Below are 20,076 nucleotides of genomic sequence, written 5' to 3' on the forward strand. Positions count from 1 at the left end.
CTGCCACGGGACGCCCGATGTCGTCCCGACCGCATCTCAGCTGCTGAACCGGCGCTTCGAGCACCCGGGCCGGACGGCCAGGGTGACCGGATCAGTGGGCGGACAGCGTCGTCGCCAGGGACTGGAACCAGGCGCCGTAGGAGAACGGCTCGGGCGGACCGACCTCCATGCCGAGTTCGGCGGCTGCCAGTGCGTAGTCCCCCTCGTCCAAGGGGAGTGCTAGCAGCTCATGGAGCTCACCTACGAGGCGCGCGACCAACTGGGGATGAGTGGTCGCGGCGTAGTCGTCGACTGCGGCGTCGTGGCCGGGGAACTCGTCGACGATGTCCTGGGAGAACCAGCCGCCGAGCAGTTGCGCGGTCTCCGGGAAGCGCGCACGCCACTCCCAGTGCGTCTGGGGGGACGACGGGTCCGGGACGTCGCCCGCCTCGATGCTCCTCTTCAGATGGTCGGCCAGCACCATCAGCCACCCACCGATCTCGGACTGGGGCATACCGATGTCCGGGATCGCGTAGAACTCGCCCAGGCCGTGCCGGATGCGGCCCGGAGGGTTGCGGCTGTACTCGCGCAACTGGCACTCCGCCTCCGCGATGGCCGCAGGGCGGGCGTGCCAGGTGTGGCGGAGATACGCGTCCAACGCGTTGCTGCGCCGCTCCGGGGTGTCATCGGCCGGCTGCCCCAGGTACGCGCGCATCACCTGGTCCAGCTCGCCGTAGCGCCGATCGTGTTCGAGGGGCTTCATGGACATGTGCGTGCGACCCCTACAGATAGAACGGAATGGTCGTGTGAACGACGAAGCCATGGGGGCTCGATGGCTCGCGCCGCAGCACCACCCGCGCACCCAGAACGGTTCGTTCCGCCCACGGGCGTGTACTCATTCGCGTCGAGCATTCAGTTTGCGTTGAACGACCAGAAGACCCCGACCTCGTCCGCGCTCACGGCGATCAGTCCGAGATCCATCATGTGGTCGGTGAAGGCTCGGCCACCGGCGAGTTCATCGGCGAGGAAGTCCGGTGAGGTGGAGCCACGGGCCAGATCGGAGGAGGTACGGAAGACGGCGTCGCCACCGAACCGGCCGAGCACCGTCCGGGCGTCGGCCAGCACCTCGTTCCGGTCCGTGCGCGTCCTTACGGGGCGCCCCTCGAAGAACCACTCCTGGGTCAGAGAGGCGAGCAGTACAGCGGCGGCATCGGACGTGACGGGATACGTCCAGGCGTGTACCTGCTCGGCAGTGAGCGGCAGGAACGGATAGGAAGGACGGACGTTCTCACGCCCCTCCTTGTCGATCTGCCACTCCAGTGTCTGCCAGCCCCGGGGGTCGGTCACCGACCGGTCCATGACGGCCAGCACGTCCCGTCCCCAGTCATCGTGCAGTCGGGGCCCGGTCATCGCAAAGGTGTACACATCATCGAGGAGCCGCGCCACAGCGGCGTTCCAGGCAGTGCTGTCGACGGGGTTCATTCTGCTTCCGGTGGGACGGTCACGGGGCGGGCATGGATGTGTAGATGATGTAGGGCGGATCGAGCCCGGAATCGTACTTCAGGATCGTTTTCACGTTGTTGACGTCGATCGCCTTCGCGTTGAGCCCGTGGTCCTTGTACCCGGTCCCCGGGATGGTGTTGCCCGATCCGTCCGGGCCGGGAGTGGGCTGCTTGGACACGTACCGGCCGCTGACCTCCCCGTCGGGAGCCGGACTCGTGAACGACTGTGTCTTTCCCTCCGGAGGATTCGTTGCCAGCCATGCGTCGATCTCGGCCTGTTTGGCCCGCAGATTGTGTTCCGTCAGTCGCTGCCCGTCGGCCATGTCCGTGAAGGAAGACGAGCCGCCGATGGAGGGCTTGCGCTGCTCCGGCCAGTTGTTGTTGTCATCTGCCTGGTCGCGCAGGCGCTGTGCGAGCTGCTCATCGGTCTTGCCGACGTGCTTGTCCAAGGTGTGGCTGCCACCCAGGTACTCGTTGCCCGCGAGGTCGAAGGTGTGGCTGCGGTTGGAGCCCGCTTCGGTCCACCGCTGCTCGTGTTTGAACTCCTCCAGTGCACGGGCGCCGAATCCATGGGCCCGCGCGACGCCGGCCTCGAACTTGGGCGCGCTCATGAACGCCTCGTCCAGCGGTCCCTTCAGGGCGTCCATCCGGGTGGTCAGACCTCCCAGGATGCCGATGTACGTGTCGACGCTCCGATTCAGCTTGGCCGTGTCGATGTTGAGCACAATCTTGAAGTCGAACGACAGGATCAAGCCCGCACCCTTGCCGATGACGGACGTGACGGCACCGAGGAGGCTCTTGACATCCTTGGGCTTGGCCAGGTCCGCGAGGATCTCCTTGGCGGCCTTCCACATGGCGCGTTGGAGCTCGTCCGCGACATCGCGGTTCAGGTCGACGGCGGCTTCCGCGTACTCGCACAGGATGGTGGCGATCTTGTCGGCCGTGTCCAAGTAACCTGAAGCTTCGTCGCCTTGAAGGACGGCAGGGCCCGAGATCGCCACCGGGGCCGACCTCCGCGGTGTTGGGTCGCAGGTCGTGTGTTCGCGTATCCGCACACGCGTGTCACAGGACATCGACAGGGACAACCAGCTCGGCGGCTTCCTCGCTCCTGCAGTGCGAACGGACAGCCGTCCGCCGACTGCACCAGCCGAGGAGACACCCACCGTGCCCGAGACCTCAACTTCCCCGATCCGTCGCCTTCGTGGTCGGGCCATGGGACTCGCCGTGGCCGGCACGGTCCTCGCCCTCGCCGCCCCCCTCCCGGCCACGGCCGCGGCTCCCAAGGCCCCTGCCGCCGCGGCCGACCCGGTCTCCGTCCTCTCGTACACCGCCAAGGAGCGCAAGGCGGCCCTCGCCTACTGGACCCCGGCCCGTATCAAGGCCGTCGGGAAGTCCGTTGACCTCGGCCCCACCGGCCCGAAGACGAAGCCCTATCGGGGCGCCACCCTGAAGACCGTGGGGCGGCTCTTCTTCGTCAACGCCAACGGTGACGACACCTGGTGCACGGCCACCGCAGTGAAGAGCGCCAACAAGTCCGCCGTGATGACCGCGGCCCACTGCGTACGCCGGGGCTCCTCCCCGTACAACACCAACATGGACATGGTGTTCGTCCCCGGCTACCACAAGGGCAAGATGCCGTACGGCGCCTTCGCGGTCCGCAGTGCCGTCACACCGCGCACCTGGGAGAACGACTCGGTGAACGACATGTCGGCGCTGGTCGTCGACGCCGACAAGAAGGGCCGCAAGCTCACCGACGTCGTGGGCAGCCAGGCCATCGCCTTCAACCGCACCGTCGGCGGCACCATCTCGGCCCTCGGCTACCCCGCCACCCGCCCGCAGCGGGGCGAAGAGCTCCTGCGCTGTGTCGGAACCGCCAAGAAGGAACACGGCGCACAGTTCATCCCCTGCGACATGACCGGAGGAGCCAGCGGCGGCCCGTGGCTCGCCAACTTCAACACCACCACGGGCAAGGGCACCCTGGTCTCGGTCAACAGCACGATGGACTCCTTCACACCGACCAAGATGTACGGAGAGATCTTGGGCGCCACCGCCAAGAAGGTGTACGACCGGGCCCAGCGCGCCTGAGCCGCAGCCGGTTCTCCCGACCGGACTCCAGGTGGCAGGCCCCCGGCCGATCCCTGGGCGGCGAGAGCACTGGTGTGCGGGGCCGACGGAACCGGGTAACGTCGTTGTCATGTTCTTCCAGACGCCGATTTACGAGTGAGCGCGTGACGGCCCCTGCTGACGCCCTTCGACGCGTCGCGCCCGTCCCCCACCGATGAATCCGTAGATCACTTCACACCACAACCGGAGGAACCCGTGACCGTGAGCAAGAACATCAACAACCCCGTGGGCATGGGCGGGGGACAGCGCAGGAAGCTGTCCCGCGCCGAACGGCAGAACAACGGTCCGCACCGGAACCTCGACCGCCAGGGTGCCGCCGACCAGAAGGCTGAGCTGGTGCGCAAGATGCGAGAGAAGGCAGGCGCAGCTGAGGACACCGCGCAGACGGGCGACGACGACACGACTCAGAGCTGACGCAGGGCGGCACAGCGCGGGCCATCAGACTGTCCGGAATGTCAGCGACTCCGGAACAGGTGCGGACAGCCTTGATGCTGCCTATCGGTCGTGGAGCACGGCCGGCCGATGGACGGGGACGACGGTGAGCAGTTCTTCAAGTCCTTGGAAGTCGTCGGGGTTTGTGGTGAAGAGAGGCAGTTCTTCGGCGATCGCGATTGCCGCGATCATCAGGTCGGCTACTCGACGCCGGGGCTTGCGGCCGGCTCCGATGACGGCCGCGCACACCCTGCCGTAGATACGGGCGGCTTCGGCGTCGAACGGGATGGGGTCGAATTCGTTCTCGGCACGCTGGAGGACGTCCATTCGGCGTGCACGTTCGGCGTGCTCGTCGTAGTCGTCTTGCTCTTCGTTCCGACGCACTTCGTGGGGACCTGCGGAGAGTTCTGCCAGGGTGATGGCGCTGATCGCCACTTCGGCGGGCAGTTCTTCGGGGTCCACCCACTTGCGCAAGATCATGATGTTGGTGTCGAGCAGTCCCTGCTGGTGCTCAGCGGGCATAGGGATCGTCCGTCTCCTGCTCGGCGGTGGCACTCTGATCGGTCCGGAAAGCATCGAGGGAGATGCCGGGCGCTGTGCGGGACATTGCCGCGAACTCGCCGCGGGGGACGAACCGCCGGCGTCGCCGGAGGGGGATCAGTTCACCGATCTGGTGGCCATCCCGGGTGACGGTGAAGGACTGTCCGCTCTGAACGGCGTCCATGATCTCTTTCGACCGACTGCGCAGATCGCGCTGAGTGATCTCGTGCTGAGCTGCCATGGCTTAGACGATAGCCTCATGTGCTACCTAGTGCTACATCATGGCACGCAGGGGAGAGAAGCGGGGTGCGAGTGGCTGCGGTGGCGCTGTGCTGCGGCGGCCATGCACCGCCGCGCTGAGGGTTTCAAGCAACGACAGGGTCTCGGGAGCGGAGGCTGAAGCTTCGCGGGAAGTGAGTGACGAGAATCGAACGGATGAGATGCGGACTGCTTGGGCGTCGACGGTCGTCCGCCGGTTGCACCAGCTGGAGACTGCTTGCCAGAAGGGCCGCGATCGGCTGTTTGGCACGGACGGGCACGCGGTGCCTAGTGTGGTCCAGAGAACAAGAAAGGCCCCGGTCTCTGACCTGGGCCTTCTTCGTGGAGCGGGTGACGAGAGTCGAACTCGTGCTCTGAGCTTGGGAATCACGAGCATTGCCGGGCCGGTTGGGTTGCTGACCTGGGCGGATAGCTGGCCACTGCCCTTGATGGGCCCGGCTTTCTTCACCGTGGCTGCCCGCTGTTCTCGGCCCGACCTGGTGCGCTCGTGGTGCGGTCCGCGACGCTGAGAGCTTCATCAGAGGCTCCTTCTGCGACCTGGCGGTGAGATCGTACTCACGCTCAATGCGTTCGCCGCGGTTCCACGTGAAGGCATCCTTCCCGCTAGGTATAGCCCCCGGGAACGTTGCCGCCAGCGGAATCCCAGAAGGGCACGGACTCGCGAAAGCGCCCACCCCTCGTGTGCCACGGGACTCCAGGGTAGGCGCGGCGTAGAGACCGGTGAGCGGCTGACGCTAGGCCGTAGCGCCTGTAGCCCTCAGAGGAGTGAGGCGATTCCACCCAGGCGATTTTGCACAGATCACAGACCGGGTACTCGACCTCGGACGCCAGGTCGGATCCGAAGTGTGTTGCTCGGATGCGCCAACCCGTCCGCTCATAGTGCCCTGCGGGCCGGTCGACCCAGGGTCTCGGAGGGGCGGCGGTCCGATCGAAGCGGTACGCCTCGAGGTATGCCCATCGGCGGAGCCGGTTGCGCCAGGTCTGCTTGTCGGGCCACTCCCAGTGAGGTCGGTGGCGGAGTGGTGTGCAGGGTTGTTCGCCGATGTCCAGGCATGGTTGGCCGAGACCGGGACTGGACGGAGACGGAACTACAGCCCGATAGCAATCGCCATATCCGGGTTCACCCTCTCGGCGAGTTCAGCTCGGAGCCACATTCATGACCGAGGTACGAAGCCAGTCCACCGTCGCGGAGACTCCGTCCTCCAGCGTTACCGGCGCCACTTCCGGGAAGAGCGCCCTCAGACAGCTGCTGTCTGCCTGGGAATGCGCGACATCGCCGATGCGAGCGGGCACGTGCTCCCGGTGGACGACGCGGCCCGTCGCGGTCTCGATCTCCGGGATCAGGTCCAGCAGGGCTACGCGGGTCCCGAAGGCCAGGTTTACAGGGCGGGGCTCGACGATTCGGTGGAGGAGGGCCTCAGTCAGAACGCGGCAGACGGTGCCCACGTAGGTGAAGTCGCGCGTCTGGGTGCCGTCGCCATGCACGGTCACGGGGCGGTCGGCGAATGCGGCGCTGATCCACTTTGGGATGACCGCCGCGTAGGCGTGGTCAGCGCGCTGGCCGGGCCCGTAGACGTTGAAGAAGCGGAAGGGCAGCACGGGCAGATCGAAGCTGTGGTGGTAGGCCCCCAGATACGCCTCCGTGGCGAGCTTGGTCACCGCGTACGGGCTCATCGGGACCGTGGCGAGGTCTTCGTGCTTTGGCAGACGCGGATTCGCACCATAGACGGAGGACGAAGAAGCGGCGATCACGTGCAGGCCGCCCGTGCGGCGTGCGGCTTCGAGGACTTGGAGGGTGCCGGTCGCGTTGGCCTGGTGGCTCGCCAGGGGGTCTCGTATTGAACGCGGCACGGAGGGTAGCGCGGCCAGGTGGGCGACGGCGTCCGCGCCGCGAAACACCTGATCCAAGAGGTCGGCGTCCTGGATGTCGCCCTCGAAGAAGTCGATGCCGAGACCGGCGACGTTCTCTTTGGAGCCGGTGGACAGGTTGTCGATCACCTGGATTTGGGTGATCTTGGGCTGCTCGACGAGGGCCCGGGCGAGGTTGCTACCGATGAACCCGGCACCACCGGTGATCACGATCTTCATGTGGCTCTCCCTTCAGAGAGTGTCGACATGCGCGCCGGAGAGCCGACGGCGGCAGTCGAGGATGTAGGGGGCGTGCGCGGCGATCAGCGGATAGTCGAAGGCGTCGTGGTCGGCCAGGAGGATGACGGCGTCGGTTGCGGCGAGGCCGGCGGGAGTGATGTCGACCCGCTTGAGGCTCGCCAGACCGTCGGCGCGAGGGTGGGCGTCGTTGCTGACGTGGGGGTCGGCGGCTTGGACCTCCGCACCCATGCCGATGAGCAACTCCGCGATCCGTGCGGCCGGAGTCTCCCGCGCGTCACCGGTGTTGGCCTTGTACGCGAGGCCGAGTAGCAGCACCCGGGAACCGTTGAGGGGTTTCTTGCGCTGGTTGAGCCCATCAGCCAGTCTCCGGACCACATAGTCGGGCATGTGGTTATTGACGTCGTTCGCCAGCTCGACGAAGCGGAAATTGCGCCCCACGGTTCGCTGGACCCGCCAGGACAGGTAGGAGGGGTCTACGGGGAGGCAGTGGCCTCCGACTCCAGGTCCCGGCGCGAAGCGCATGAAGCCGAACGGCTTGGTGGAGGCCGCGTCGATGGCCGCCCAGACGTCGATGCCCAACTCATGGGCGAAGATCGCCAGCTCGTTGGCGAGCGCGATGTTCACGTGCCGGAAGGTGTTCTCCAGCAGTTTCGCCAGTTCCGCTTCCTTACAGCAGGCTACCGGGACGATCTTGTCGACAAGGGAGGCATAGAAGCGGCGGATCGTCTCCTTGGATGCCTCGTCCACTCCAGAGATGATCTTTGGGGTGTTCTCCAGCCGCCATGTGTGGTTGCCAGGGTCGATGCGTTCAGGGCTGTAGCCCAGGTGGAAGTCGGAGCCGGCGGTCAGACCGGAGGTGCGTTCGAGGAGAGGGCCGAAGACCTCCTCCGTGGTGCCGGGGTATGTGGTCGACTCCAGGACAACGGTCGCCCCGCGCGTGAGGTGGTGGCCGAGCAGCAGAGCCGAGTCCTCGACATGCGAAAGGTCGGGAGCCCCGTCGCGGAGCGGCGTGGGCACCGCGACGACCGCTATGTCGAATCCCTCGCAGTCGGACGGATCGACAGTGGGCCGATAGGCGCCGGCGGTGAGGAGCGGCGCTAGACGCGCGTCGCTGATGTCCTCGACATAGGACTCTCCGAGCAGGAGCCGTTTGACTCGCTGCGAGTCCACGTCGAAGCCGATGACCTGGTGCCCGACCTCAGCGGCCCTCACCGCGAGAGGCAGCCCGACATACCCCTGTCCCACGACGACGACGCGGAGCCGTTTGGCTCCATGCTTCTCGATCATGCTTTCAACCTCGTTGAGTGAGCGCGCGGATGCATGCGGCGGGCGGACCTGTGGGGGGCCGGCGGCTCTAAGATGGGGAGCGCCTCGGCCGTTCGGGACTCGCTTGGCCGCCTGTCTCGAACGGCCGAGCGTCTTTCTCCCTGCCCGGGTTGGCCGGAAAACCCGTGGGATGGCGCGAGCCCCGGTTCGATACGATGGCGTGGACTTGCAGACTCGAATCGTCACCATGCGTGACGGTGGTGGGCGATCCAGGTGATCGCGCTGGCTGCAGCTTCCCGACTTGGGCCCACCGCGGCACTGTCACCGGTGCCGTACGTACGAAATGGAGCATCCGAGGATGGCTCGACACCTGATCACCAGCGCGCTTCCCTACATCAACGGGATCAAGCACCTGGGCAACATGGTCGGGTCGATGCTTCCGGCGGATGTCTACTCCCGGTACCTCCGCCAGCGCGGTCACGACGTCCTCTACATCTGTGCCACCGACGAGCACGGCACGCCGGCCGAGCTGGCCGCGAAGGAGGCCGGACTCTCCGTCGCGGAGTTCTGTGCGCAGGCCCACGTTGCGCAAAAGGCCGTGTACGACGGCTTTGAGCTGGCCTTCGATTACTTCGGCCGGAGTTCCTCGCAGCAGAACGCCGAGATCACCCAGCACTTCGCACGCAAGCTGCACGAGAACGGCTTCATCGAGGAGCGCGCCATCCGGCAGGTGTACTCGCCTGCCGACGGTCGCTTTTTGCCGGACCGGTACGTCGTGGGCACCTGTCCGCACTGCGGCTATGACAAAGCCCGCGGCGATCAGTGCGAGAACTGCACCCGCGTCCTCGACCCGACCGATCTCGTCAACCCGCGCTCGGCGATCAGCGACTCCACGGACCTGGAGGTCCGCGAGACCAAGCACCTGTTCCTGCTGCAGTCCAAGCTCCAGCAGGAGGTCGAGGAGTGGATCGACTCCGTCAGCGCGCAGTGGCCGCAGCTGTCCACCTCCATTGCCCGCAAGTGGCTGACCGAGGGCCTGCACGACCGCGCGATCACTCGCGACCTCGACTGGGGCATCCCCGTCCCCGCCGACACCTGGCCGGACCTCGCGGCCGAGGGCAAGGTCTTCTACGTCTGGTTCGACGCGCCGATCGAGTACATCGCGGCGACGAAGGAGTGGTCGGACGCCGCCCCGGACGGCGAGACACGCGACTGGAAGTCGTGGTGGTACCAAGCCGATGAAACCGTCCACTACTCGCAGTTCATGGCGAAGGACAACGTCCCCTTCCACACCGTGATGTTCCCGGCGACCGAGCTGGGTGTGCGTGAGCCGTGGAAGAAGGTCGATGTCGTCAAGGGCTTCAACTGGCTGACGTACTACGGCGGAAAGTTCTCCACCTCTCAGAAGCGCGGCGTCTTCACGGACGCGGCACTGGAAACCCTCCCGGGCGACTATTGGCGCTACTTCCTGATCGCCAACGCTCCCGAGTCCGATGACTCGTCCTTCACCTGGGAGCACTTCACCACCACGGTCAACAAGGACCTTGCCGACACTCTCGGCAACTTCGTCAACCGTGTGCTGTCTTTCTCCCGGAAGCGGTTCGGCGATGAGGTCCCGACCGGTCATGCCGCTGGGGAGGCGGAGGCGAAGCTGGGCGAGGAGATCGCACGGCTGCTCGCCGAGTACGAGGAGCAGATGGAAGCGCTCCAGTTCCGCAAGGCCGCCGCAGCGCTGCGGGCCCTGTGGTCCGCGGGCAACTCCTACCTGGAGGAGAAGGCTCCCTGGCTGGAGATCAAGACCGATCCGGACGGTGCCGCGCTGACGCTCCGCACCGCGATGAACCTGATCCATCTCTACGCGGTCGTCTCGGAGCCGTTCATTCCGGCCACGGCCGCCGCTATGCGGGGTGCCTTCGCGCTGGAAGGGGACACCGCGACCTGGGTGACCGCCGAGCAGGCCAAGTCCCTGGGTGCCGTACCGGCCGGGATTGTGTTCACCGTACCGGCGGTGCTTTTCGCGAAGATCACGGAAGAAGACCTGGAGTCCTACCGCGCACGATTCGGCGGTGCTTCGGACGCCTGACCGTGTCTTCCGAGCCCGTACCGTCCGCGCTGTCATCGGGCGGTACGGGAGTCGAGGCGGTCGGCCAGATCAGCTGGCGGGACGTTCCTCAGCCGAATGCGGGGAGCCACGTCGTCTGCCTCGATCCAGGTGACACTGGCTGAGCCGGGTACGTGCTGGAGGTAGTGCTCGAAGCCCTTCCCCGTCAGCCACAGCAGCAGACAGGCGATGCCCCCACCGTGTCCGACGAGGACGGCCGTACGGTGTGGTCCGGTGAGGACCTCGTTCCACAGATTCACATAGCGGGCCTGTACGTCCTCCGATGACTCACCTCCTGGAGTGCGGAGTTGGTGGATGGGCGTGCCGTACCGTGCCGCTTCATCTGCGGCGAGTTCCCTGGGCCGGCCGCCGAGGTAGCCGCTGTTCTTGGCTGCCAAGCGCTTGTCCACGCGTACGTCGGATGGACTGAGCGCCGCGGCCAGCAGCGTGACCGACTCACGGCAGCGGGACATCGGGCTGACGAGCATCTGGTCCGCGCTGATCCCGGCTGCGGCGAGGGCGCTGCCGACTGTGCGGATGTCGTCTCTGCCCCGCTTGCTGAGCCTGCCGCCGACTGCCTGGCCCTGGTGGATGCCCCGCAGGTTCTCCTCGGTCTCGCCGTGCTTGATCAGGTAGATGTGCTTGGTGTGCATGGCGTGGCGTCCCTTTCTCCGGTCAGTCCCAGTCACGGATGTCGACATGAACGGAGACCGCTGCGGCGACCTGGTCGTGCTCGGCACGGCTCATGGCGGGGAACCGGTCGTGGTGCCACTCGATGTAGAGGACCGACATGAGGTTGATCGTCCCGTCGTCGAGCAGCTTGGCCAGTACGGGGTACTCGGCGCCTTCGATGTCCATCTTCACGACTACGTGATCGTCGGGACGGATGGTCCGCCGCAGCCAGGCGCTGAAGTCGATGGCGGGCACCGGTATCGGTGCGCTGTAGTCGATCTGCTGGTCGTACACGGGCGGCACGCGTTTGCCGGGCATGACGGTGGAGCTCTCATGGTGGCCGAGGAAGAGGTCGATCGTTCCGTCATGGGTCCACACCGCGCTCTGGGAGATCTCGACACGGGTGGGGTGATGGACCTGTTCGACGTACCAGCGGATGGAAGGGAGCAGCTCCGGGTTCGGCTCGAAGGCGTAGAAGTCATGATCGGGAAGCTCGTGCATGAAGCGGTTCAGCACGACTCCGAGGTTTGTCCCACAGTCAATGAAGATCTTGCGCATGAGGTACTCCTGCGGTCGGGTCCGTGTCAGAGGAGGTCGATCTCGTGTACGACGTGGTTGGCGAGCCGGACGAAGTCGCCGGTCGACGGGCGGTAGCAGCGTTCCTCGTACCGGATGGTGATGCGACGGACGGGTTCGTCGCCCCGGTAGGGAGGAAGGTCACCCCACTGGTAGAGCTGGCCGCCGGGGGCTTTGAACCGGCGCAATGACCGGGGCAAGGGGCCTTTTTGCGCACCATGGTTGAGGCGGCTGAACATGGTGGTCAGGAAGGCGATGTGCGCCTTCGCCTGCTGTTCGTCCTTCCGCACGCGGCCGTAGGTCTCTTTGAGCCGGCCCAGCCTCTCCTGGTCTCCGTCCGCCTGGAGGATGAGGTCGCGGAGTTTCCGGTCCCAGATGATGCCGAGGTGGTCGTGGAGGATGGGTTCGCTGGTGAGGAAGTAGCCCATGACGCGGCCGAACTCGCGCTCGTACGGGCACATGAAGTCGTTGTAGAGACCCATCCGTGTACCGGACGTGGTTTCCACCTGCCAGTGGATACGGGCGGTGAAGGGGGAGTCCCACCACCCCAGGTGCCAGGGTTGCCACAGCAGGTCGCCGGTGCTGAGCAGGAGCACTATGAATGCCAGCAGCGCGGCCGGCCAGCCGAAGGCTGTGTCGTATGCAGCGTCGGGGAGTAGTCCCACCGTGATCGCGAGGGCGATATTGGTGCCGATGTTCTCCCAGAAGAGGATGCCGGAAGCGAGGACGACGGCAGTATTGAAGAGGGCCGTTGCCACGAGGGCCGCGATCAGAAGACGGTGATCGAGGAACGCGATCAGCCCGACTGCCTCCGTCGTCATGGTGAGGACGTTGACCGGGCGGTCCAGGCCGCGTGCGCGGCGCAACACGCGGGACATGGTCTCGGGGCTCAGGAAGCGCGCCCAGCCCCAGGCGTATGCCGAAGCCATGAGGTAGTGCGTGTGGTTGTGCCAAGCCCATGACCAGGGGCGCGGCCCGAGCCGGGCTTTGCTCCACGCCGGCTTCACGTAGTGGGAGAGCGAGACACAGCCGAGCACGAGAACCAGTGCGGCGGCGGAACCCGGAGCCTCGAAGAACGCCGTCACGAGAAACCAGGCGAGGTATGCCTTGAGCAGCCGCAACGGCATCATCGCGTGGTGCTTCCAGCCCCGGAGCCTGCCGCAGTACACCCCCATCCAGGCGAGGAGGGTGGGGGGCCAGAAGCAAGCGGCGGCACCAAGCACCAGGAGGAGTTGCTTTTCCCGGCGCTGCGGCCCGATGGGCTCGGTCACGTCGTAGTCGCTTGTCGCGCCCTGCCAGGTGAGCAGCGCGATCACGAACATGGCGAACCATCGGATCGGCCCCGGCTCGGGCGACGGAAGGAAGGTGGGCAGTACGGCGGGCGGGATGCCCATGATGAGGATCACCGCGGCAGACCGGCGTGCGATGCTCCGTATTGCGGGCGAGACCACGAATCGGTAGCAGACCGCTACAGCGGTCACGGTCACGGCGGTGTGCAGATAAGCGTCGAGTGTCGGCGTCCCCATGGCGCCTACCCCGTGGATGACGCGAGGATCGGTGAACGTACTAGGGGCAGACCCTCCAGGTAGGAGGCGATCCGCTCCCGTGGATCGACCACGAGGTGTTCGCTTCGGTGGCGTACGACGTTCGAGCGGAGCTCACGGCTCTGGTTGAGAAAGTCGAGCACCGCTCCGCCGTCTACGCGGGGCGCTGATGTGCCCAGTTTCGCCTCATGAACGACCTTGGCGCACCAGTGCTGGTCGTACGTGGGCAGAGGGACCAGATGGACCGGCTTGCCGAGGGCGAAGGCTTCGCTGATGAGGTTGAAACCGGCGTTGGAGAAGACGCCCTCGGACCGCGCCATGTCTCTGATGAACGCCGCACGGTCGAAGAAGCAGATCTCGATCTTGCCCTCGGCGTACTGGCGCAACCTTTCGGCCTCCGCCGGCTGTACGTAGATCCGCAGGGCGCGGTCCGGAACGTACTGGCGGAAGACGGCGATCAGGTCTCGGACGGAGTTCTCGGGTCCGTGGTCGAAGTAGCGCGAGAAGTAGGCCGTGGCGACGGGCTCGGTGGTGACGGGTGTGGAGCGCACCGAGTCGGGGATGACCGGGGCGATGAACTCCACCTTTCTGTCCTTTGCTTCCAGCGGGACGTACGAGCAGATGAAGGACCGGTCGACGCGAGGCGCGAAGTGGCGGAGGCGCTGCTCATCGGCCGTCCGGGCGTAGGTGCCGACACCTGGCAGGTCGAGGTGCCGGTACTTGCTCTGCTGGTCAACGGAGATCAGCGGCCTGTCGAAGTGGTAGGCCAGCCGGGGAGTGTTGGGCTCGTAGTCGGTGATGAACGCGTCGGGGACACCCGTCTCGCGGACGATCCGGCGTAGTCGCATGTGCTTGGCGAGGCCAATGGGGGCCTGCCAGATGTTCGCGCGGACGGCATCACTCGCGTGTATGCGATCAGCGCGGGCGAGCAGTGTCGGCATCCACCCGTCCCACGCGGGGAAGCCGAGGTCCCGGAAGTACTCCACGCGGGCGGCACCGTTGGTGACGATGCGTACCGAGTGCCCGCGGTCGCGGAGGTACTGGGCGATCACGCTCTGCCTGACGGAATGCCCCATACCGATGCCGTTGACACCGATGATCACACTGAGCTGACGTATGTCTCCGGACAAGATGATCCCTTCGGTCGGGAGAGATGAGTGAGGACGTTGCCGGTGATGGCCGCCACCTGCGGATCGGTGGCCAGCAGACGGGCCCAGTCGGTCGTGGCAGCGGTGAAGACGGTGCCGTTCGCCGTATAGGCGCCGAGCGTCGCGGCCCGGGGGCTGCCCACCGCCTCCCGAGCGGCGAAGTTCCAGCTTGAGGGCAGCGGGGCGATGCCGAGGATCTCGAAGTCCTCCGGTGTCCCGTCCCGGCCGGTGGGCCGCGGTCGGCCGGACGCGTCAAGTTCGTACGCCGCTCCGTCGCATTCGTAGCCGACCAGCGCGCCTTCGCGGCCGATGATGTCGCCCGTCCGCAGGCCCGTGCCGGAGAAGAGCCAGTGGTCCGCGTCTGTGACGGTGAACCCGAGGGGGGTACGCGGCCCGTCCCAGTGGCCACCGCCGTTGCGGTAGCTCACGCCGAGGAGGGCGTTCTCGGGCTCCGACTCCCACCAGTGATCCGGGCAACCGTGCGAGCTGTCAGGATCCGCTCCGGCGGGGGCTCCGGGTGGGAACTTGTCGCAGTACAGACCGGATCCGTCCGGGGTCATGTGCACTCGCCACCAACAGGTATTGGCACCGAAGTTGGCGATATTGCCCCCGCCGTCCCGGAACATGGTGACGTTTCGGCGTATTCCGGCGCTCCAGTACTCGTCGTGACCGGCGGCGACCAAGAGGCGATATCCGTCATGAAGGTGTCGGCCTTCGTGAAGGTCCAGGTCGGTGCAGTAGTCGCTCTCGATCCGGTTCTCCTCCATCCACCTGATGAAGGGGGCGTCCCAGTGGGCGAACGTCTGTCGCGGGGAGGTGGTGTCGTACGGGTCGGGCAGGCCCTTGACAGGGCCTCCGACACCGCCTCCGGGCCGGAGCATGCTGACGCCGGCGGCGCTGTAGAGACTGCCTCCCCCCGCTGTGTTGTAGGCGTGGTACGTGAAGGTCGGAATCTTGAAGAGGACCCTGCGGCCGGAGGGAGCGGACGGTGTGACGACGAAAAGGATCCGAGCCCCACGGGAGTCCATCGGCGGTAGGCCCGATGACGATTCCGTGTTGAGCGTCGCGATGTAGACCCCGGATCTCCACTCGGGGGGTACGGGGAACTCGTAGGCGGGCCACCGCCAGTCCGCCTCGAACGTGCCCGGCTCCGCGACGCGGCCGGGCCACTCGACGTGCCCCGCGTGGAGAGGCACCGCACCCCAGCGGTAGAAATCCACGCGGCAACGCGGGGCCGATGTGGCGATGTGCAGCCGGAGCACTTCGCCGGCGCGGACACTCGACCGGGCCGGGTAGCCAAAGATGTCCGTCATTCGCTCGGCCAGGGGCGGGCGACACCAGCGATGTGGAAGCGGTCCACCGGCTGGATCCGGGCTGCCCATTCCAGGTCTCGCAGTTGCGAAGTGAGGTCGGCGGAGTCCCGCAGCACCTTCACTGCCAGGTGGTGGGACCCGTCGGCGAGTTTGCGGCGCACCGTGGGCACCCGGGCCTCGCCGACGACCTCCTCGATCTCCGTCTTTGCGGGTGTGTCGTCGAGGAACACCACGCGTCCACCTGGTGCCAGCGTCCACCTCAGCAGATTCCAGAAGGCTTCCATCTCCAGAGGCGGTACATGGCTCAGCCAGAAGGCGAAGAAGACAGTGTCGTACCGGCGATCCGGCTCCCAGCCGAATATGTCCGCCTCGATGAAACGAGTCGGTGTCCCGTGCATCCGCTCATGTGCCACGGAGAGCATTTCCGGCGCGGCGTCCAGCGCGGTCAGGCTACGAGCACGGTCGGAGATCAGCCGGGTCCACTGGCCCGTCCCGCACGCCAGCTCCAGTACGTCGCCTTGGATCGGCAGCCCGTCCAAGGCGTTCGCGAGGCGGGGCATGTGCATGCGTTCGCTGTAGGCGGTGTCGTACTCGGGGGCCCGCGCTCGGTAGTACGCGATCTGATCCTCAGACCACTCACCGGTGTTGCCATGCCGCTCTGTCATCCCGGTCACTCTGTGACCACCCTTTCCGCAACCATTCGGAGCAGTCGTGCTCCGTGGTGAGGAGACTGCCGTGGCATGTCGGACAGCGGGCTGCCGTCGTGCCGCACTCGCGTGGCAGCGCCATCGCCGACATGGGCGGTCGCGAAGTCCTCGGATCGGGCTTGCCGGGGCACCTCATGTGCTGAACACGTGCTGAACTCCTGTCGCAGCGAAGGCATTACGCCGCTGGTCAGACCGCCCTACGCTGTTACCGTCGTTGGTGTCGGTCGAAGGAGCCTCGGTGGCCACAGTGCAGCGCTGGACCGGAAGGGAGGCGCGTGCTCTGCGGCTCGCGACGCGTCGGAGTGTGCGTCGCTTCGCCACCTACCTCGGCGTCAGCGACCGGACAGTGTCCAACTGGGAGGCCCGAGGCGAGAAAATCGTTCTCGTTCCGGATTCCCAGGCGTTACTGGATACAGCGCTGGAGCGAAGCGACGCGGAGATACAGCGTCGCTTCTGGGATTCTGTCGGTGCCCCAACACCTTCCGGCACGTCCACGCCGGATCACTACTTCCCCGTTCCCGTCCCGGAGCCCGGCTTGGTGCACAGGTCAGATAATTTTGAGAGGCTCGTCTCCGTTCTACGGGAGGCGTCCGCGGACACCAGTACCACCGCGGTCGCCCTGTGTGGTCCCGGAGGTTTCGGGAAGACGACGCTCGCGATGCAGATGTGCGACGACCCTCGTATACGGAGTTCCTTCTCGGAGATCCTCTGGGTGGAGACGGGTGAGGGGTGCACGGCGGCACGCGTCGTTGAACTGATCTCTGACCTGTGCGTTCATCTGGACGGCAACCGCCCGTCTCTCACGGATCCCGAGCAGGCCGGATTTCACCTGGCCCGTCTGCTTCAGGGCCGACGTGCTCTTCTCGTCGTCGACAACGTCTGGTCCGCGGCCGACCTCAGCCCCTTCCTCCTGGGCGGGGAGGACTGTGTGCGGCTCGTCACCACGCGGAACGTGCGGGTAAGCCCCAGCGCCGCCCGGGTGGTGCAGCTGGGACCCATGGCGTCGAGCGAGGTCAGGGAACTGCTCATCCGCACCGTCGGTGTCTTGGACGAGACCGAAGCCGCGCGGCTTGCCGACGTGTGCGGTGGATGGCCCCTGCTGGCGTCGATCGTCGGAGCGAACGTCTCACAGGAAGTCGTCTCCGGCGTCCCGGCCGGCCGTGTGGTCGCGGAGACAAGCGCGACGATCCGCGCGTACGGCCCCCAGGCATTCGACGTCTGGGACTCGGACCAGCGGAAGAACGCCATGGGGCAGGCGCTCTCGTCCAGCCTCCGCAGCCTTGAGGAGAGCGTTTCGATCGCCGGGCACTCGGACCTCCGGGACCGGTACCTCTCGCTCGCGGTCTTTCCCCCGTCGGTGCCGATCCCCATGTCGGTGCTCACCCACTGGTGGCAGACCGTTCACGGATGGGCGCCTCACGTCGTGCGGCAGTTCTGCCGACTACTGTCCGACCGCTCCCTGATCAGCGCGTACCTCGCAGACCGGAACGCCATTGTCCTGCACGATGTGTTCCGGTCATATCTGCGGTATCTGATCGGCGACCGCTGGGCGGCTCTGCATCAATCCCTGACCGAGGCGTACAGGCGGAGCACCGAGGGCGCGTGGACCACGCTGGACGGAACCGAGGGCTACCTGTGGCGGCATCTTCCCTACCACCTGCGTGAAGCCGGCCTCGACGCCGAACTCGTCAGTCTTCTGGCCTCTCCGGCCTATGTCATACGCAAGGTCGGTCTTGTCGGACACCAATCTCTGACCAGGGACGCCGCTGTGCTGGACGCTCTGTCCGGCCAGCCCGACTCCGGCCATCCTCAACACCAGGAGTGGCTGATCGCCCGTGCCCTGACCGGCGCCGGATATCTGCTGAGCGGAGTGGAAAGCCCGGCGGACATCGCCTCGACGCTCTCCATCGTGCTGCGGCGCTCTCCTCTGACCGAGGCCACCCGAACCGTCGACCGTGCCATCGGCGCGGAGGCCGTGTTCACCCCGAAGTGGGTGCGGCCGCCCGAGAACGACAGCACGGAAGCAGCGGTACCCGGCCATATCGGCGCGGTCGTCAGCGTCTCCGCTGCCAGCGACCTGGTGGTGTCGGGCGGCGAGGACGGAGTGGTCAGGCTGTGGAACGTCAGCACCGGCCGGCTGCTCCGAGCCCACCACGCCCACACCGGGTGGGTGTTCGCAACCGTGCTCTCCGCAGACGGTCTGGTCCTCGCGTCGGCGGGAGACGACGGGGCGATCCGGTTGTGGCGTACGGACACAGGCGACCCCATCGGGGTGCTGCCCGGGCACAATCGTCGCGTGCGGAGCCTCGCCTTCTCCCCCTCCGGCCCCATCCTGATCTCCGGGGCCGAGGACGGAGCTGTGCACGTGTGGGACACGGACAGACTCGTGCTCGTGCGTTCGATGCGTACGGTCGGCACTCCCGTCTGGTCCGTGGCGGTCGGAGGAGACTCCCACTCACTTGTGGCCGTGGCCGGCGAGGACGAGTTCGTCCGTCTCTTCGACCTCCGTACAGGCCGACTCCTGGACGAACATGCAGCTCACCGGGGCTGGGTACGCTCCGTGGCCTTCGCGCCCGAATCCTCTGTCCTGGTCTCCGGATCAGGAGACCGCTCCGTCGCTGTGTGGGACACGGTCGAAGGACGACTCACGCTGGTTCGCCAGATCGCCGGTCTCAAAGCACGCGTGCGCGCTGTCGCCCTGACTCCGCACGCCGACATCATCGTCGCCGCCACCGAAGAGCCGAAAATCCAGGCGTTTACGGCGGAAGGCCCAGTGGGCGAGACCCAGCCCCCGCCAGGTGTCGACTGGGTGCGCTCACTCGCCAGAACAGCTGACGGAACCGTGATCGCGGGATGCGAGGACGGTGCCGTTCGCGCCTGGACCGTGGGCAAGAGCAGACTCAGGACGCTGGCCGACGGCTCGAACACCGTGTGGTCGACGCAATTCGCCGCCGACGGCCGCACTGCTGCGATCGGCGATGGAGCCGGCGGCGTCGGCATCATCGACACCTCGACCGGGACGGTCGGCCGGAGACTCGCGGCGGCTCATGGGCGCGTCTGGTCCCTGGCCGGTGGCGCGGAGCACGTTGCGGCTGCGTGCGGCGACGGGGCGGTGCGGGTCTGGTCGCTGCTCGACACGACATGGTCCCTCACCTTGAATCAGGACACCCCGCGTACGTGGGCCGTGGCGATGGCTCGTTCGGCACCGCGCCTTGCCGCAAGTACGGGCGACGGACACATCCGGTGCTGGGACTTTTCCACAGGGACACTGCTGTGGAGCCAGGATGTCCATGCCGGCCGACTGCGCTCGCTGGCCTTCGACGACAGCGGAGACCTCCTCGCCGCCTGTGGCGGTGACGGTTCCGTACGCGTGTGGCACGCGCCTACCGGCGAGTTCGGAGGCCGCTTCTCCAGCCCCAGCGGGTGGGCCCGGGCCGTCACTGTGGACGGACCGGGGCATCGTGTGGCAGTCGGGGCGGGAACCGGTGACATCGCGGTGCGGCACCTGGGCATGGACAGGTTCACCTCCCACCTCGCAGGGCACACCGGGCGCATTCTCATGCTCGGTTTCGCCGACGACGGGGACCGCCTGGTGTCGGCTGCGGCGGACGGGACCGTGCGCCTGTGGTCGCTCGGCGAGCAGCGTCAGATCGCCAAGGTCAGGGTGGACGCCTCCCTCCACTGCGCGGCATTCGAACCAATGACGGGCGAGGTGCTGGTCGGCGGTGCGGCGGGGGTCGTAGCCCTGGAGATCAAGGACTCATGAGCGACAAGCGAAGGGCTT

Annotated in this window: 17 protein-coding genes; 4 read left to right on the forward strand and 13 right to left on the reverse strand. The window is 66.6% G+C overall.

The window, feature by feature from the left end; all coding sequences use genetic code 11:
- Positions 1 to 91: 91 nt before the first annotated feature.
- From ACFXJL_RS07220 to ACFXJL_RS07230, 3 genes are all read right to left on the reverse strand, one after another.
- A complete protein-coding gene (locus ACFXJL_RS07220; protein ID WP_384690022.1) occupies positions 92 to 748 on the reverse strand; it encodes a contact-dependent growth inhibition system immunity protein in 657 nt (218 codons plus the stop codon).
- A 143-nt stretch (positions 749 to 891) separates the two neighbouring features.
- Positions 892 to 1,461, reverse strand: a complete 570-nt coding sequence (locus ACFXJL_RS07225) for a hypothetical protein (RefSeq protein WP_384636735.1) — start codon at positions 1,459 to 1,461, stop codon at positions 892 to 894.
- A gap of 19 nt (positions 1,462 to 1,480) precedes the next feature.
- Positions 1,481 to 2,431 carry an RNase A-like domain-containing protein gene (locus ACFXJL_RS07230; protein WP_384690025.1) on the reverse strand — a complete coding sequence of 317 codons (951 nt, stop codon included), beginning with the start codon at positions 2,429 to 2,431 and terminating at the stop codon, positions 1,481 to 1,483.
- Positions 2,432 to 2,645: 214 nt separating this feature from the next.
- Here ACFXJL_RS07230 and ACFXJL_RS07235 point away from each other — a divergent pair, with 214 nt between their 5' ends.
- Positions 2,646 to 3,566 carry a trypsin-like serine peptidase gene (locus ACFXJL_RS07235; RefSeq protein WP_384690028.1) on the forward strand — a complete coding sequence of 307 codons (921 nt, stop codon included), beginning with the start codon at positions 2,646 to 2,648 and terminating at the stop codon, positions 3,564 to 3,566.
- A gap of 234 nt (positions 3,567 to 3,800) precedes the next feature.
- Positions 3,801 to 4,019, forward strand: coding sequence for a DUF6243 family protein (locus ACFXJL_RS07240; protein WP_358876741.1), 219 nt, complete (start codon positions 3,801 to 3,803; stop codon positions 4,017 to 4,019).
- Positions 4,020 to 4,100: 81 nt separating this feature from the next.
- On the opposite strand, the gene ACFXJL_RS07245 is transcribed toward ACFXJL_RS07240, so the two are convergent.
- The 4 genes from ACFXJL_RS07245 to ACFXJL_RS07260 all read right to left on the reverse strand — a co-directional run bounded on the left by ACFXJL_RS07245 (position 4,101) and on the right by ACFXJL_RS07260 (position 8,252).
- The gene (locus tag ACFXJL_RS07245) at positions 4,101 to 4,559 is read right to left on the reverse strand and encodes a type II toxin-antitoxin system VapC family toxin (RefSeq protein ID WP_384690031.1); all 459 of its coding nucleotides are present in this window, start codon (positions 4,557 to 4,559) and stop codon (positions 4,101 to 4,103) included.
- A complete protein-coding gene (locus ACFXJL_RS07250) occupies positions 4,549 to 4,818 on the reverse strand; it encodes a type II toxin-antitoxin system prevent-host-death family antitoxin (protein ID WP_358933030.1) in 270 nt (89 codons plus the stop codon). Before ACFXJL_RS07250 ends, ACFXJL_RS07245 begins: the two co-directional genes overlap by 11 nt.
- Before the next feature lie 1,175 nt (positions 4,819 to 5,993).
- Entirely contained in the window at positions 5,994 to 6,944 is a 951-nt protein-coding gene (locus tag ACFXJL_RS07255; protein ID WP_384690034.1) for an NAD-dependent epimerase/dehydratase family protein, read from the reverse strand.
- A 12-nt stretch (positions 6,945 to 6,956) separates the two neighbouring features.
- Positions 6,957 to 8,252, reverse strand: a complete 1,296-nt coding sequence (locus tag ACFXJL_RS07260; protein ID WP_384690037.1) for a nucleotide sugar dehydrogenase — start codon at positions 8,250 to 8,252, stop codon at positions 6,957 to 6,959.
- A 337-nt stretch (positions 8,253 to 8,589) separates the two neighbouring features.
- Between ACFXJL_RS07260 and metG the strand changes: the two genes are divergently transcribed.
- Positions 8,590 to 10,314, forward strand: a complete 1,725-nt coding sequence (metG, locus tag ACFXJL_RS07265) for a methionine--tRNA ligase (RefSeq protein WP_384690040.1) — start codon at positions 8,590 to 8,592, stop codon at positions 10,312 to 10,314.
- A gap of 32 nt (positions 10,315 to 10,346) precedes the next feature.
- Here metG and ACFXJL_RS07270 read toward each other — a convergent pair whose 3' ends face one another.
- The 6 genes from ACFXJL_RS07270 to ACFXJL_RS07295 are packed head-to-tail and all read right to left on the reverse strand — an operon-like array spanning position 10,347 to position 16,250.
- On the reverse strand, positions 10,347 to 10,985 hold the full coding sequence (locus ACFXJL_RS07270) for a histidine phosphatase family protein (protein WP_384690043.1): 639 nt from the start codon (positions 10,983 to 10,985) through the stop codon (positions 10,347 to 10,349).
- A gap of 22 nt (positions 10,986 to 11,007) precedes the next feature.
- On the reverse strand, positions 11,008 to 11,562 hold the full coding sequence (locus ACFXJL_RS07275; protein ID WP_384690046.1) for an FkbM family methyltransferase: 555 nt from the start codon (positions 11,560 to 11,562) through the stop codon (positions 11,008 to 11,010).
- A gap of 26 nt (positions 11,563 to 11,588) precedes the next feature.
- Positions 11,589 to 13,106, reverse strand: a complete 1,518-nt coding sequence (locus tag ACFXJL_RS07280) for a hypothetical protein (protein WP_384690049.1) — start codon at positions 13,104 to 13,106, stop codon at positions 11,589 to 11,591.
- A gap of 5 nt (positions 13,107 to 13,111) precedes the next feature.
- The gene (locus ACFXJL_RS07285; protein ID WP_384690052.1) at positions 13,112 to 14,254 is read right to left on the reverse strand and encodes a glycosyltransferase family protein; all 1,143 of its coding nucleotides are present in this window, start codon (positions 14,252 to 14,254) and stop codon (positions 13,112 to 13,114) included.
- The gene (locus tag ACFXJL_RS07290; RefSeq protein WP_384690055.1) at positions 14,224 to 15,585 is read right to left on the reverse strand and encodes a N,N-dimethylformamidase beta subunit family domain-containing protein; all 1,362 of its coding nucleotides are present in this window, start codon (positions 15,583 to 15,585) and stop codon (positions 14,224 to 14,226) included. Before ACFXJL_RS07290 ends, ACFXJL_RS07285 begins: the two co-directional genes overlap by 31 nt.
- Positions 15,582 to 16,250 carry a class I SAM-dependent methyltransferase gene (locus ACFXJL_RS07295; RefSeq protein ID WP_384690058.1) on the reverse strand — a complete coding sequence of 223 codons (669 nt, stop codon included), beginning with the start codon at positions 16,248 to 16,250 and terminating at the stop codon, positions 15,582 to 15,584. The genes ACFXJL_RS07290 and ACFXJL_RS07295 overlap by 4 nt, the downstream gene beginning before the upstream one ends.
- Positions 16,251 to 16,530: 280 nt before the next feature.
- Here ACFXJL_RS07295 and ACFXJL_RS07300 point away from each other — a divergent pair, with 280 nt between their 5' ends.
- A complete protein-coding gene (locus ACFXJL_RS07300) occupies positions 16,531 to 20,058 on the forward strand; it encodes an NB-ARC domain-containing protein (RefSeq protein WP_384690061.1) in 3,528 nt (1,175 codons plus the stop codon).
- Positions 20,059 to 20,076 lie beyond the last annotated feature (18 nt).

Origin of the sequence: Streptomyces sp. NPDC059256 (assembly GCF_042753785.1) — a bacterium.
GTDB lineage: Bacteria > Actinomycetota > Actinomycetes > Streptomycetales > Streptomycetaceae > Streptomyces.

What these genes read in the sequence shown, in the direction of transcription:
- ACFXJL_RS07280 (WP_384690049.1), bottom strand. Translation starts at nt 13,106, where the DNA reads ATGGGGACGCCGACACTCGACGCTTATCTGCACACCGCCGTGACCGTG.
- ACFXJL_RS07260 (WP_384690037.1), bottom strand. Translation starts at nt 8,252, where the DNA reads ATGATCGAGAAGCATGGAGCCAAACGGCTCCGCGTCGTCGTCGTGGGA.
- ACFXJL_RS07295 (WP_384690058.1), bottom strand. Translation starts at nt 16,250, where the DNA reads ATGACAGAGCGGCATGGCAACACCGGTGAGTGGTCTGAGGATCAGATC.
- ACFXJL_RS07245 (WP_384690031.1), bottom strand. Translation starts at nt 4,559, where the DNA reads ATGCCCGCTGAGCACCAGCAGGGACTGCTCGACACCAACATCATGATC.
- ACFXJL_RS07255 (WP_384690034.1), bottom strand. Translation starts at nt 6,944, where the DNA reads ATGAAGATCGTGATCACCGGTGGTGCCGGGTTCATCGGTAGCAACCTC.
- ACFXJL_RS07220 (WP_384690022.1), bottom strand. Translation starts at nt 748, where the DNA reads ATGTCCATGAAGCCCCTCGAACACGATCGGCGCTACGGCGAGCTGGAC.
- ACFXJL_RS07290 (WP_384690055.1), bottom strand. Translation starts at nt 15,585, where the DNA reads ATGACGGACATCTTTGGCTACCCGGCCCGGTCGAGTGTCCGCGCCGGC.
- metG (WP_384690040.1), top strand. Translation starts at nt 8,590, where the DNA reads ATGGCTCGACACCTGATCACCAGCGCGCTTCCCTACATCAACGGGATC.
- ACFXJL_RS07270 (WP_384690043.1), bottom strand. Translation starts at nt 10,985, where the DNA reads ATGCACACCAAGCACATCTACCTGATCAAGCACGGCGAGACCGAGGAG.
- ACFXJL_RS07250 (WP_358933030.1), bottom strand. Translation starts at nt 4,818, where the DNA reads ATGGCAGCTCAGCACGAGATCACTCAGCGCGATCTGCGCAGTCGGTCG.
- ACFXJL_RS07225 (WP_384636735.1), bottom strand. Translation starts at nt 1,461, where the DNA reads ATGAACCCCGTCGACAGCACTGCCTGGAACGCCGCTGTGGCGCGGCTC.
- ACFXJL_RS07275 (WP_384690046.1), bottom strand. Translation starts at nt 11,562, where the DNA reads ATGCGCAAGATCTTCATTGACTGTGGGACAAACCTCGGAGTCGTGCTG.